The organism is Janthinobacterium saanense (genome assembly GCF_014200675.1).
Classification (GTDB): Bacteria; Pseudomonadota; Gammaproteobacteria; order Burkholderiales; family Burkholderiaceae_D; genus Janthinobacterium.
This window is the reverse complement of sequence record NZ_JACHCI010000003.1, coordinates 273834-288450: the sequence shown is the minus strand read 5'-3', so window position 1 is coordinate 288450 and position 14617 is coordinate 273834. Positions and strand designations below refer to the sequence as shown.

Below are 14617 nucleotides of genomic sequence, written 5' to 3'. Positions count from 1 at the left end.
CTGTTTATATAGGCCTGCACCTTCGTGGTGCGGCAGCGCGAGCGGGTGTCCCCCCACTCTCGGCGTCACTGGCTCTGCCTCGCTTGCCGTGGTCACGGCAGCGGTCCTGGCCGCATCTCTGGGATGTCTGATCAACGCCAACTTTCAAGCAAGGCGCCAATTTAATTCAAGCACCTTATGCGCTGCAAGAATATTGTTATCTGAAATATTTAATCGACAATAAGAAATGGCTTACTAGTGGTTATTCAGCCACAATTTGCACAAAAAATAGGCATTTTTGCGATTTTTGCGATTTTTCTTGACAGGAGCCATCAGATATTCATACAGCACTGCCAGTTTGCAGGACAGGCCCAGGAAGCTAAATCGTTGTAATATCGGCATAGCCATACCGGCTCAGCCATGCCCTTATCTAGTGCGGATACACTGTGCTGCACCAATACCTAGCTCTCATGCCCCAAATCAGCCAGCCCGACAGCGCTCCCTCCTCCCCCGCCTGGCATGCCTATGAGCACAGCGCCGATCCGATGTTTACCATCGATATCCATGGCGCCATCGGCGCACCCAATGCGGCTGCGCGCTCTTGCCTGCTGGGCACAGATTGGCCGCAACTATGGACCAGCGAACACCGCGCGGCAGCCGGGCAGGTTTTGCAGCGCGCCTGGGATAGCGGCGCGGCAGAATGGACCACCAGATTGGCAGGCGATGGTACGCAATGGCAAGCCAGGCTGACGCTCCTGCCGGCGCCGCAGAATGGCGGGGCCAGCGTGCTGGCCATCCTGCATGACATCAGCGGCCCCTTGAGCGCCGCCCGCCATCTGGCCGAAAGCGAACAGCGCGCGCGCCTCTTGCTGGGCGCCCACTGCGATATCGTCTGGAGCACCCGCAGCTTTGGCCAATTCGATGCGGACCAGCCCAGCTGGCGCGCCTATACAGGCCAGAGCGAAGCCGAGCTGATGGGGCGCGGCTGGCTGAACGCCCTGCATCCCGACGACAGGAGCTTGCCCTACGTCATGCCATCGAACCTGAGCAGCGTGTTTGAAGCCGAATACCGGCTGCGCCATGTGAGCGGCGCCTACCGCAACGTGGTGGTGCGCATGCTGCCCATCTACGGTCCCGATGGCGGCATCCGCGAATGGGTAGGTTCGCATTGCGACGTGACGGAGCAGCGCCAGACGGAACAGCGCTTGCGCCTGGCCATGCAGGGTGGCCGCATGGGCACCTGGGAAATTGATTTGGGCAGTGGCAGCATGGAATGTTCCGACGCCTGCAAGGCCAACTTCGGTTTCCCAACAGATGCCAGCATCGACTATCCGCGCCTGACAGCCGCCATGCTCGACGGCGACCAGACACATTGGCGCGCAGTGGTCCACGCGGCAATTGCTTCTGCCAGCGATTTCGAAATCGAGGTGCGCGTGCGCTGGCCGGACGGCTCGCTGCACTGGGTGCATCTGCGCGGCAGTTGCACCAGCGATGGGGCCGGCAAGGTGATCACGCTATCCGGCATCTCGCTCGATCTCACCATCAGCAAGCAAAATGAAGAAGCCTTGCGCCTGACCCTGGCCGCTGGCGAAGTGGCCATCTGGAACTGGGATATCGCGGCCGACAGGGTCACGGCCGACAGTAATATGGCGCGTCTGTTTGCCGTCGACACCACGCAGCCGGCACAGCCGCTGGCACACTATCTGGAACTGATCCACCCTGACGACCGGGCACGGCTGGACACACTGATCAGGCTGGCGATAGAGCAGCACCAGCCCTTCGAGGCCGACTACCGCGTGCTGGGCGTTGACGGCCATTACCGCCATGTGCTGGCGCGGGGCCGGGTCGAATACGGTTCCGATGGCAGACCCTTGCAATTGCCGGGCGTCATACTCGACATTACGCGCCAGAAACAGGTGGAAGATGCGCTGCGCCGCAGCGAAGAACGCTACAGCACCCTGATCGCGTTGATGGACCAGGCTTTCTGCATCATTGAAATGCTGTATGACGACGATGGCCATCCGATCGACTTCCGCTACCTGGAAGGCAACGCCGCCTTCGTCAAGCAGTCCGGCCTGGAAAACGCCATCGGCCGCACGATACGCGAAATGGTGCCCGATCACGACCAGCACTGGTTCACCCTGTATGACCAGGTGCTCAAGACAGGCCAGCCTGTGCGCTATGAAAACGAAGCGCATGCGATGGACCGCTGGTTCGATATTTTCGCGGCGCGCCTGGGTGACGCCGGCAGCCGCAAGCTGGCCGTGCTGTTCAGCGATATTTCCGAGCGCAAACGTTCAGAGCGGCAACTGCGCCAGCTGGCCGACAATCTGTCCGAAATGGACAAACGCAAGACCGAATTCCTGGCCACCCTGGCGCACGAATTGCGCAATCCGCTGGCGCCCATCCGCAACGGTTTGCAAATCATGCGCCTGGCGGCCGACCAGCCCGCCACGGTCACGCGCGTGCGCGACGTCATGGAGCGGCAGGTCAACCAGATGGTGCACCTGGTGAATGACTTGCTCGACGTGGCCCGTATCACGCGCGGGCAGATCGAACTCAAGCTAGAAAGGCTGGAACTGAAAACCGTGATCGCCGCCGCGGTGGAAACGGGCATGCCGCTGATCGACGCCAACCGGCACCAGTTGCAGGTCGAACTCGATGAACAGGCGCTGCCGCTCGACGCCGACCCGACCCGTCTGGCGCAAATACTGGGCAATCTGCTCAACAATGCCGCCAAATACACGCCAGCAGGCGGCCACATCACGGTCAGTGCAAAACGCGATGGCGCTGATGCCGTCATCGAAATAGGCGACACCGGCATCGGCATCCCCGCCGACGCGCTGGACACCATCTTTGAGATGTTCACGCAAGTGGGACAAAACATGGGCCGCGCCCAGGGCGGCCTGGGCATCGGCCTGTCGCTGGTGCGGCGCCTGGCGCAATTGCATGGCGGCAGCGCCACGGCCAATAGCGCCGGCGCCGGCCAGGGCAGCACGTTTACCGTGCGCCTGCCGCTGGCAGCCACTTTGCCGGTGATGCCTACCGACGAAGAGCCAGCATCTACCGCACCACAACAGCACTTCCGCGTGCTGGTGGTCGATGACAATATCGATGCGGCCGAGACCCTGGCGGCCGTGCTCGACATGATGGGCCATGCAACCCAAGTGGCCCACGATGGCCTCCAGGCGCTGGCCGTGGCGCCGCAATTTGCGCCCGACGTGGTCTTCCTCGATATCGGCCTGCCCGGCATGAGCGGTTACGACGTGGCGCGCACGCTGCGCCAGACGCCGGCAGGCACGCAACTGGTACTGGTCGCGCTGACCGGCTGGGGCGCGGAAAACGACCGCAGCCGCTCAAGCGCGGCCGGCTTCGACCATCATTTGACCAAACCGGCCAAGCTGCAAGCGATCACCGAATTGCTGGCCACCCTATCCATCTCCCATCATCGAAGCGACCATGACTGATACCCTTTCCAACGCACAACGCCGCCAGTATCTGCTGGCCGCCGGCGCCGCCCTCTTGCTCCCATCCGGCGCATTGCTGGCTGCCACCACGCCCGCTGCCGCCCACGCGCAACTGGCGGCGCTGGAGCAACAAGCCGGTGGGCGTCTGGGCGTTTCCGCCTGGCGCACGGACGGCGGCGCACGCATCGCTCACCGGGCCGACGAGCGCTTTCCCATGTGCAGCACTTTCAAGGCCATGCTGGCAGCCGCCGTGCTGGCCCGCAGCGTCAGCGAGCAAGGCTTGCTGCAAAAAACCATACGCTATACGGCCAAGGACCTGGTCACCTATTCGCCACTGACGGAGGAACACCTGACCGATGGCATGACAGTCGCGGAACTGTGCGCTGCCACCCTGCAACACAGCGACAACAGCGCTGCAAATTTCCTGATGAAACTACTGGGCGGCCCGCAAGCCGTCACGGCTTTTGCGCGCAGCATCGGCAACCCGGTATTCCAGCTGGAACGCTGGGAAACGAAACTCAATAGCGCGATTCCGGGTGAAACGCGCGATACGACCAGCCCCGCCTCGATGACGCACAGCTTGCAGCAATTATTGTTGGGGAGTAGTTTGCCTGCGCCGCAGCGCCAGCAACTGGAAACATGGATGCGCGGCAACCTGACCGGCGACCAGCGCATCCGCGCCGGCGTACCTGCCGGCTGGAGCGTCGCCGATAAAACAGGCTCGGGCGCCTACGGCACCGTCAACGATATTGGTGTGGCCTGGCCGGTGAGCGGCGCGCCGCTGGTGATCGCCGTGTACTACACGCGCGAACAGGCAGATGCGCCAACCAACCAGACCATCATCACGGCAGCGACGCGCATCGTGGTGAGCGCGCTGACGTAACAACTTTACTTGGGCAGCGCGGCCATGAAGCCGGAATAGGTAGCCCAGGCGGGATCGGAGGCGCTGCGAATTTCAATCGGGAACTTCGGACGGTCAGCCAGCGCCTTGTTGAGGCGGTTGAAAAAGTCTTCGCCCGACTGCGTGTAATAAATCCATTCACGCAGGTTTTCGCCGGTCGACACCAGCGCCAGGGTGGCAAAGCCATCCTGTTCAACCACCGGTTCCAGCGCCGCTTCCAGCTCTTCCATATGTTCGCGTTCATTCGGCGCCGGCATGCCGGTTTCATCTTCATAACGCCAGGCGAGGATGATACGGTCAGGCTGCGACGACAAGTCCCAGTCGTCATGGAAAGTATCGACATAGCGGTAAATGATGGCCATCTCGTCGCTATGCGTCACGATGGTGCCCCAGCTGCGGGCGGAAGTGGAATTCGGGTTCATAAGTGCAAGATTCAGTGTGAGTATCAATAACAGGCACGCAGCTTACAGCATCGGCGGACAAGTCACATTCCAGGCCTCATATTGCCCGCCGCTCTTGCGCAGCCAGACCCGTGCATAACTGTTGCGGTCGCTCTTGAACACCAGCGCATAACGCTCTTCATCATGGCGCACGGACGACCCCACATCGACCGCCGCCAGGCTGAACTTCAGCGCGCGCAGCGGCGCACAGGCGGTATTGCCCGCCATCAACAAGCGCGCCCGTTCCAGCAGCGGCTTCTGGTACAGCAAGACACCTTCCAGCTCCGTGTCGGGCACGCGCTGCAGCAAGCGCACCGGCTCGGCCACGGGCCGGCAAGTGCCACGGTCCAGCCAGGCGTAATACTCGATGCCCGCCTCTTGCCAGCGTTCTTGTTTACCGCTTCCCTGCAGCACGAATTTCGTGCGCTGCGTACGGCACAGCGCGCCATGTCCCCGATACGGCGCCGTTTCCACGCTGCCCACCAGCTCGCGCAGATGGCCACCCACCACCGGCACGCTCTGGAACACGCTGCGCGCAGCCGGCTGGTCCGGGTATTGCTGTCCATAAAACTGCAACAGCGACGCGCGCTCTGCGGCGGTCGCCGTCACGTCATCGGCAACAGCGCTGGCCGATACCAGGGCAGCCGACAAGACAAAAAGCGCTGCGGGGCGCACGAGGCATGCTGGCATGTCATTCCTTTAGCAGAGGGATCAAGAGCGGGCACGGCCCAGTGCGCAGATTATAGCGCCAGCGGGTGATGCCGTGACGCCACGCTGTCAGGAGGAACGGTAATTGACGCCGCCAGCAATCAGCCTGGCGCCGCAGCTGGTGCTATCGCCCTCAAAAGCCACAGCGATGCCATTGATGGCATGCCGTGCCGAACCGCTGGCAATCGTGCAGCCCTGGTGTCCCTTGATGGGGCAACTGCACAGATCGCCAACACAGGCGACGGCGATACCGTCGACCGTGAAGTGCGTGGCGGCACAGCTGAGCACCTTGCCGCCATGCGTAGTGGCGTCCCCCAGACGTATGACTTTGCGCATCTTTTCTCCCGACTATTTTAAGGCCTGCTCTTGCAGCAAGGCTTCTACTGACGGCGCCACATAGTTGGCCGGGTCGATGGCGGGAGTAATCCGGCTACGGAAGATATCACCGCCCTCATCCTGCTGCTTGCGTTTGCTGTCCGGGGGCGGTGTCACAAAAATGATGCTGGCTTCGTTACGGTCGCGCAAATTGATGGCGGCACTGGCGCCACCGTCACGGTAGCTGCCCATCACGCCGATGGCCATTTGCATGAACCAGCTGGCCGATCCCGTATTGCCCAGGCGAAGATCGGTGTTGATGAACTGCGTGCCCTTGCTGCTATCGATTTCCGGACCGCCCTGGGCAGCATACTCATGCAACATGCTTTCGAGCATCAACAACTGCTCCTTCTGCTGCCCCATGCCCGCCACGATGCGCGCCGGCCCTTTGCTACGCTGGACTTCCGGCAAGGTTTGCAAGGCTTGCTGCCAGCCCGCGTTGAACAGCTTCTGACGCTCGTCGCGCCGGGTGACAGGCTTGCCCTGCTCATCCGTGAACTTGACGAAGACTGGCCGATGCACAAAACCGAAGGTAGGCAAACGATCGAAAGTCTCCATCTGTTCGCGGTTCCACGGAATAGGAAACCACGGTGTCGGCTTCCAGTCCTGTGGCGGACGGTTTAACCAGGGATTGATCTTGTCGAACGCGTGTAGTCCGACACCCCGGATATCGGGACGCCGGGCAAAGGCCGCGGCAGCGGAGAGCCATTCGCTGACGGTGGGTTGACGGGACATGGGAGAAAAATTCTCACCTAGTTTTTTATCCGGTTTTGCCAGCGCACTTTTCAAGTCGTAATACATCGATTTGAATTTCTCTTGCAAAAACTTGTTCTCGGGATCCTCCCATACAAACGGACGCAAGGGATCCACTCTCTCACGGCGTGCCAGCACAAACACTGCCGTGGCGTCTGGCATGTCCGGGATGTAATAACCATCTTTCAATTTCATCGGATCACCAGGCTGACTATTACCATCACGGGTACCCGGACTATCTTCAGAATGAACCAGCAGATAGGGTACGTCAGGGTGCCGGTCAAAAAAATCAAACGCTTCTATCAGCAAACGATCAGGCCGCTCATCCAGTTTCCAAGGGCCAATTGAGAATAAATGAAAGGGTAACCCTATCGTACTAGCCCCCGCCACCAGGCCTGCCATTGGGTTTTCCATGCTTGGCTGTTCATCGGGATCCAGGATAGGCGTACCGGCAAAGAGCGATGGCAAGCCCCAATACATGGGCGTAAAGTTAGCCCCATTTTCCAAGGCATCGCATGCCCTGCCACCGCCCTGGCTATTCTTGTCCATTCCGGTCCACGGATATTTATTGGGATCCTGTTCGCGTATGCTGGTGTAAGCACTTCCCTTTTGCAGGGCTTCCCATAATTTGGCTTGCCGGTATTTATCAAGCGTCACGCCAAAGCCGATAATTTCCAGCACATACTCCTTGCCCTCGTCCATTTGTACTTTGATTTCTTTTGTCTGCCTTTGCACGGCGATTTCACGTGCCTGGCTTTTCGACAAAGCACCTAACCACAAGACCACAAAAAACAGCATAACGACTACCACTGATATACCAAGCCAACGTATCATCATTGCCATCACCTTTTTAAAGAGTCATTGTTACTTTTTAGACTTGCCAGTAACGACCTTCCTGTCTCGCGTTTCAGATACCACGATCTCCCATAAGGCACCGGACAACAGCGGCAAGCTTGGTGGCAATATCCCGGTGTTGTAATAGTTAGCGCCTCCCTCAATAACCATCTTTCGCCATGCTGGTTCAACACCTAAATACGATGAGTACAAAGTACAAAATCGACTCCACAATAGGATCCCCTCTCTTGGCGCTTCATTTTTCTTGGGCACCTTCACCCGCCAATCCGCCACCGCACACAAATAAGCATAAAACTGCGGGTCGGACGAAGCCTTGCCGCTGCCAATCGCCACGTCGTAGGCCGTCACCTGGCGGTGATTCTTTTCGCTGCCGATGATCGAACTATGGAAGGATTTGGGGCTCACTTCACGCTGCCAGCGCAGGCGCGCCTCGTTCGGGCTTTCCTGGATCACCGCCAGGACGGTGCCATTCGTCTTGCGCACGGCGGCGGTCACCGTGCGCTGATTGAGTACTCCCTTGTCATCGAGCTTCTTTTCCTTGTTGTAGGCGAGCGTCATCTGCGCCAGTTCCGCCTGGCGCACCGGTTCGTCTCGCTCGGGAAAGCGCCGGTATCCGGCCGGATCGGGGCGTTCTTCGCTCATGGCCTGCAAGCCGCGCCCGCTGGTCAGTGCCACGGGTGCGTCGCAGGGATCGACCATCTCGGCCGGCCCCTGGTCTTGCGGGCGCCGGTTGCTCATCATGGACGTTGCAGGAATATTTGCCGGATCGATTTGCGACGCGCCACGCAAGTCGGCCGGCACCGGCTGTGTCAAGGCTTCACCGGTGATGGTGCGCACGCCATTGCGCTGTTCGTCCTTGCCGAGTTTAGTGTCAAGCGGCCAGGCCACTTTCTTGTGCGAGGCACGGTTGCCGCGCAGCGAAGCTTCCACATGCGACTGTTCCGTTTCCGTCGCCAGGCGCAAGGGGAAATCAAAAGGCGGCGCCTTGCCGACCAGCGATACTCCCGTCTTTCCCGTGAGCGGGTCCAGCCTGGCCTTTGCACTGAACACCCGCTGATAAAACCTGCTGCCCAACTCCGACAATGCCTTACGTACATGGGGACGCGTCACCAGCTCAGACCGGCCAGTTGAGTACACCATGCCATCCATGCCATATGTTTGATCTTCCATTGCCAGCTCGCTGCCGGCCACGCTATCGGGCACGCCATCCCAGCCGATGCCCTGGATATTATCGAGCGCCACCGTCATGTCTTCAGGGCAGAAATACAGATACACCTTGCGGCGGTTGTCACGGTCCGCCGCGCTTTGCCAGTTGCTGCCAACCATGCCACGATGCTGGTCGGCTTTCAAGTCAGCAAAAGAAGGAAGGCAGGCTTTACCATCGCCTTTCGCCACGCCCGCCACGATATTGACCAGCGTTTTCAGGCGAGCAGACAGCGTCTGTCCGCCATCAAGCAAACCGTAATACGGTTTCATCGCCGCATCTTCCCCGCCATCGAGAGAACTGGCCACCTTCATCAGCATGGGAAGATTGTCCACCAGGCTGTAAGGCGGATGCGTCAGGATCAGGTTATCGGCCGGCGCCAGTCCCTTTTCCATCAGCATGGCTTGCGCCAGCAAGGACAGCAAACAGCCCTGGCTATGCGCCACGATGCTGACGGTATCCTGTTCATCGTAATCGCGGATCATGGAAATCAATGCCGCCAGACGCTGGGCCGCCAGCACCATATACATACGTCCGGGCGCCGTCCTGAGCGGGCGCAAGGGATCGCCCACGGGATCGACCGGTGCATACATGCCCCTGCGCCACATATCGGGCAAGCTGCTGGTGGCGTTGCCGAAGGGGCCGCCCTCCTTCGACAAATCCTTGTCCAGGCGGTTGCCATAGCGGTCAATGAACTGGCCGCGCATGGTGCTGCTCTTGCCCTCGACTTCGCGGTAGCCCCAGTAAAACGGAATCACCGGGCTATTGGTATCCTTGGCTACGCTGCGCTTGAAGAACACGGCATCGGGATCATCTTCCAGCTTGTGTTGATCTGCGTCCACCGGCATGCGATAACTGGCAGGATGGAAAGGGCGCCCCAGCCTGGCGGCCAGGCCCGCGCACAAGCCGTCTTCCACCGCCTTGTAGCTGACGCCCACGTCATTGACGCCATGGGTGACGATGATATTGCCGGGCAAATTGCGGCGTATCCTGACCTTCTTGCACACGCTGCGTTCGCAATGCAGGATGCCCACCTCCTCGCCTACCACATACGGCATTTTCGGATATGTTCCCATGCTTGCCTCCCCATGTTCTCAATCCTTGTTATTGAACACTTCGATGCCGGCCAGGTGCATCGCGGCACGCTCCAGCACGTCTGTCTTGCCAGCCCCATCGCTGCGCCCGCTTGCCGATGACCCATCGCCGAGCTTCACGTCAAAATGCGCCTGCGGCGCCAACTGCGGTTCCTGGCTGTCATCGCCTTCGTACTGAAACATGAATTGCTGATCCGCCTTGCCGTCGGAAAAGGCGGGCAATTGCACTTCCATGCTTTGCGGATCATTGAAGACGAAATTGGGCGCATTGAATTTCAGCGGCGACTTGCTGCCAAAAGTGATGCCATCGCCGATGCGGATAAAGGCGCCATGCTTGGAAATGAGGACGATTTCATCGGCCATGGCCGTCAGCTTGCCGTCGCTGGCCGTCAGCTTCAGGCTTTTGCCTGCGTTGAGGTCCATATCGTCATGCTGGCTCTGCAACAGAAATTTGCCATGATGGGCAATCGCACGGATACCGTCCGCATGCGCGAACAGGGAAATACCCTTGCCCGCATTCACGCTATAACGCTGGCCGGCAACCGCTTGCCAATGCTGCTGCGCCACCGTGTCGATACTCCCTGCGGCATAACTGATGATGGCTTTCGAGCTGGCAAAACTGATGCCGGCCGGCGCCGTGACGGCGATCACAGGCGCGCCACCCGGCTCGGCGCGCGGCTCGGTATTGCTGCCGCCCTCCCAGCTTTTCAAGCTTTGCTGCAGGGCCTGCTGCGGCGCTTCATCATTGTCCAGCGCCTGGTGGGCGGCGGCATATTTCCCCAGCGAACGGAAAAGCTGAAGGCAGTTTTCCATCAGGCCCAGATACTCGCTGCGGGACAAATGCCCACCATCGCCATTCACGCGTTTCCAGGCAGAGATCAACATGCCCTTGCCAGCCCGCAAAGCGAGTTGCTCATCGGTACGCAATTCCGCCCCCTCGCCCCGCGCCTCGCCACTGCCGTTGCGCCGGTCTTGCGTCAGCCAGCCCAGGTTGAGCTGGCTGGTGCCATGCTCGCTGGCAAGCTGGGCATTGATCTGGCCCTGGGTATCGTCGAAGCGCAGCTGATTGGCGCGCGTACCCTTGATTTCACGGCTCTTGATGCCGGACAAATACCGGTTCCCCGGCAACTCGCCTGCCCGGCTCAAGGCAATGGGCTGGGCACTGTGGTTGTACAACTGGCCGACGATCATCGGCCGGTCCGGATCGCCACCCAGGAAGTCCAGCAACACTTCGCTGCCCACGCGTGGCAAGCCCAGGTAACCGCATTGCTGCGCGCTGCCAGGGCCGTTGCCAGCCCAGCTGGAAGCGACACGCACCCAGGCCGAATCGGCATCGGTGTCCGACGCGCCCGCCCCGCTGGCATGCTGATGATCGATCGGGCGCGTGGCAGGGAAACGTACTTTGACGCGGCCGTGGGCATCGCAATACACCTCTTCATTGGCGGGCCCGACGACGACCCCGCTTTGCATGGTGACAGCCGGCAAGTCGGCGCGGGGATCATAGGCGGGAACGATCGCGACACCGCGCCGCACGGCCGTCAATTCTATCTGCATGCGTAATGGCCCGGCATCCACGCCCGCCGCCAATTCACGCTGCGACTGCGTTTCGCCCTCCGTCAGCCAGCGGTTGCGCATGAACAGGCGCGCTACCCTGGCAGCAAGTTCCCTGGGCAGATTATTCTGTGCCGCTACCCGCAAGGAAGTGACGACGAAATCGCGCTCGGTCCCGGGCAGTGCATCGATATCGGGATGTTCAGTCAGGCTAAAGAATTCACCGGCACACAGGTCGCGCACGCTGCCTTTTGCATGAAAACAATTGCTCTCGTAATCATGGCGCTGCATCGCCAGCTCACCTAACCGGCATAAAGCATCATGATTCCTGGCAGCACACGGCGGCAGCACCAGATAATCATCGAGGCTGGCGGCAATCGCGTTGCCATGCATGCCTTGCCGGGCCTGGCCAGTGGCCTCTGCACTCATGAACGGCCGCGCACGCGGATGCTCGGCATTCCAGCTATGGCGGGACACCGTGCCTGGCTGTAGCTTGCGCACCTCGCTCCAGGAAGTCAGGGTATCGCGCTCTTCGGTGGCACGGTCCGCGTGATAGCGCACCGTGCCAGCCTTGCTCTGGCGCAAACTATCGGCGTGATTGAACAGCACCAGGGTATGCGCCGGCTCGGCATGGGGACTGGTTTGTCCATCGGCGGCGCGAAAGAACCAGGCGACGCCGCTGCGCTTGAGCAAACGCCGCACAAAAGCCGTATCGGATTCATTGTGCTGCATGACAAACTCGCGCTGCGGGTAAGTCTGCATATCGAAGAAATCGGCAAACACATAATCGAAGGCATGGGCCAGCACGGTGTTGCTGCGTATCCATTCGTCTAACAGTATCTTGACGATGTCGATATCTGTCTGGCGGCGAAAAACGCGCGTATTGATGCGCTTTTCCATGATGCTGAAGGCATCCGTCAGCACTAGCTGATAGCTGGCCAGCGCACCATCGTTATCTCCGGCGCTGGCCTGCGTCACGATGCCGCAGATACTGCGCAACTGCCCCTGGTCCGTGACGATATCGAGCGCGGCTGGCAAGGCAATCAAGGCGTTCAGCGGCAGATTGGCCTGGTTGGAAAAACATAGCGCGCGATACTCGATGCCGCCGCACACGGCTTCGCTGCCAGCAATACGCTGCGGTATCAATAGCCCGGCAGGCAATGCCGGCGACGCCGCCAGGCGCAAACGTAGCGGCCGGTTAGCACCAAACGCCGCGATACCGCCCGGCTCCATGAAATGCGCACTGTCCCCATCCATCGCTGTCTCCCCAGGCTAGACGCACTGGCGCACGGCACAAGCCAGTCAAGAGCAACGACAATGCCACGCGAAACGGATGAAGAACTTGATATTCAGTAAGAATTTGCCGGACTGTTCAATACCCCGCGCAACAACTGCCGCTTGGCTTGCAAGGAGGTGTCGGTCAAGGTCCATTGCTGCAGCCGCGATGCATAGGCCGGCGTCATCATCCAGCCAAACACTTCGGCCTTGTCTTCCTCAGGGCCGTATTCGGCGTACATGCTGACCATGCCGGCATGCGGGTGGCCCAGGTTCTGGAAGCCTTTGCCGTAGGCGGTCACGCCGCCATGGCCATATTTGGTGTCGGGCGGATTCAGGGCCAGCCAGACGGGGTCGCGGTAATAAAAATCGTTGAATTGGCGGTATTCGATGAAATGGTAAAACTCGTGGTGCACGCGCATTTCCATGCCGGCCGGACACAGCGCGGCCAGCATATTGTCGGCATACACCACGCTATCGATTTCGGGCGCCGGCATGGCCAGCCGGCGCTGGCCGTCCACGCTCAAGTCTTTCACCAGCACCACATGACGCAAGCCCGTCTGCGCAAAGACGGAGACGGGATACCGTTCCAGCGCGGGCAGCACTATGCTCAGCAGCAATTGCAGGCCGGCGCGGTCTTGCGCGCTATCGGTGAAACTGTGCGCCTGGCTCTCGGGCATATCGAGTTGCCAGGCCGGCGTCAAATGCAAGGCTGCCAGGCGGCTGGTGGCGATCGCCTTTAACTGGGCCACCGTGGCGCCCGGCACTGCTACCGGCGCGTAATGCACGCCCCAGTCGCACTCGGCGCGCATGCTGTCCTGGCTGGCCGCCTGCTCAAAGGCGGCGGCATAGTCTGCCGATGGCGACTCCATGCCGAGACTGCCGCAGCCGCCCATCAATAATAAGCACACGGCGGCAGGCAATAGACGAGAAGGCAACATAACAGCTTTCACATGGATGAGGGTGTCAACCATTGTACCCAGTCTGTGCCTGCCTGCTAAAATCGGCCCGCCCCCACTACTTCCCCAGGTCGACCATGTTACTGCGCCGTCTTTTGCTTCGTTCTTTGCTTCCGCTGTTAGCCGCCGCCCTGTGCGGCAACACGGCCTTTGCCGCTCCGGCTGTCCAGCCCGCCCATAAAGTCATTGTCGACATGGATATCGGCGACGATATCGACGACGCCTTTGCGCTGGCCCTGTTGCTGCAAAGCCCCGATATCGAGATCGTCGGCATCACCACGGCGTGGGGCGACACGGCCTTGCGCGGCCGCCTGCTGGAACGTTTGCTGCGCGAAACGGGTCACGCCGGCATTCCTGTCGCGCAAGGCATCGTGACCACCAACAACCCGACACCCTTCACGCAAGCGCGTTACGCGCAGCGGGGACAGGCGCCGGCGCCGCAAGTGGGCGCCGTCGATTTCATCTTGCGCGAAGCGGCGCGCCAGCCCGGCCAGATCACTTTGCTGGCCCTCGGTCCATTGACCAACGTGGGCGCCGCCATTGCACGCGACAAGACCGCTTTCGGCGCCTTGAAACAAGTGGTCATGATGGGCGGCTCGGTACGCGCCGGCTACCGCAAATCGCAGTATGTGGCCAGCCGCCCGGCCGACAAGGAATACAACATCGCTTCCGACGTGAAAGGCGCGCAGGCGCTGTTCGGCTCCGGCGTGCCCATCGTCATGATGCCGCTCGACTCGACCCAGATACGCCTCGATGAAGTCGAACGCAACGCCATCTTCGGCCACGGCTCGCCGGTGACGGACGCCATCACCCTGCTGTACCACCAGTGGATAGATGCCTATCAACCGTGGTCCAGCAATATGCCCTCGCTATTCGACGTGGTGCCCGTCACCTACCTGATCGATCCGGACAGTTGCCCCGTGACCCCGTTGCACATCACGGTCACCGATGAGGGCTACACGCGTGAGGGCGCAGGCAAGCCCAACGCCCAGGTGTGCCTGGCCTCGGACCAGCCGCGCTTTTTCAATGTCTTCATGCAGCGGCTGCTCAAGTAAA

At 60.5% G+C, this 14617-nt stretch carries 10 protein-coding genes; 3 read left to right on the top strand and 7 right to left on the bottom strand.

What is annotated here, in order from left to right; all coding sequences use genetic code 11:
* The first annotated feature begins 449 nt into the window (after window positions 1-449).
* A complete protein-coding gene (locus HDE72_RS06330; protein ID WP_183738048.1) occupies window positions 450-3446 on the top strand; it encodes a hybrid sensor histidine kinase/response regulator in 2997 nt (998 codons plus the stop codon).
* Complete coding sequence (gene bla / locus HDE72_RS06325) at window positions 3439-4329, top strand: class A beta-lactamase (protein WP_183738046.1); 891 nt, start codon at window positions 3439-3441, stop codon at window positions 4327-4329. The genes HDE72_RS06330 and bla overlap by 8 nt, the downstream gene beginning before the upstream one ends.
* 5 nt (window positions 4330-4334) lie before the next feature.
* Here the strand turns inward: bla and HDE72_RS06320 are convergent, their stop codons facing one another.
* From HDE72_RS06320 to HDE72_RS06290, 7 genes are all read right to left on the bottom strand, one after another.
* Window positions 4335-4769: a DUF695 domain-containing protein gene (locus tag HDE72_RS06320; protein WP_183738044.1), complete on the bottom strand. Its 435-nt coding sequence runs from the start codon at window positions 4767-4769 to the stop codon at window positions 4335-4337.
* A 42-nt stretch (window positions 4770-4811) separates the two neighbouring features.
* Entirely contained in the window at window positions 4812-5477 is a 666-nt protein-coding gene (locus HDE72_RS06315) for a hypothetical protein (RefSeq protein ID WP_183738042.1), read from the bottom strand.
* Between the two features lie 87 nt (window positions 5478-5564).
* Window positions 5565-5831 carry a PAAR domain-containing protein gene (locus tag HDE72_RS06310; RefSeq protein ID WP_183738040.1) on the bottom strand — a complete coding sequence of 89 codons (267 nt, stop codon included), beginning with the start codon at window positions 5829-5831 and terminating at the stop codon, window positions 5565-5567.
* A gap of 12 nt (window positions 5832-5843) precedes the next feature.
* Window positions 5844-7460 (bottom strand): type VI lipase adapter Tla3 domain-containing protein, encoded by a 1617-nt coding sequence (locus HDE72_RS06305; protein ID WP_183738038.1) that lies wholly within the window; start codon window positions 7458-7460, stop codon window positions 5844-5846.
* A 27-nt stretch (window positions 7461-7487) separates the two neighbouring features.
* Entirely contained in the window at window positions 7488-9758 is a 2271-nt protein-coding gene (locus tag HDE72_RS06300; protein ID WP_183738036.1) for a T6SS effector phospholipase Tle3 domain-containing protein, read from the bottom strand.
* An 18-nt stretch (window positions 9759-9776) separates the two neighbouring features.
* Window positions 9777-12584, bottom strand: coding sequence for a type VI secretion system Vgr family protein (locus HDE72_RS06295; RefSeq protein ID WP_260176539.1), 2808 nt, complete (start codon window positions 12582-12584; stop codon window positions 9777-9779).
* A gap of 92 nt (window positions 12585-12676) precedes the next feature.
* Window positions 12677-13543: a hypothetical protein gene (locus HDE72_RS06290; protein ID WP_183738034.1), complete on the bottom strand. Its 867-nt coding sequence runs from the start codon at window positions 13541-13543 to the stop codon at window positions 12677-12679.
* A 125-nt stretch (window positions 13544-13668) separates the two neighbouring features.
* Between HDE72_RS06290 and HDE72_RS06285 the strand changes: the two genes are divergently transcribed.
* Complete coding sequence (locus HDE72_RS06285) at window positions 13669-14616, top strand: nucleoside hydrolase (protein WP_260176538.1); 948 nt, start codon at window positions 13669-13671, stop codon at window positions 14614-14616.
* Window position 14617: the final 1 nt, after the last annotated feature.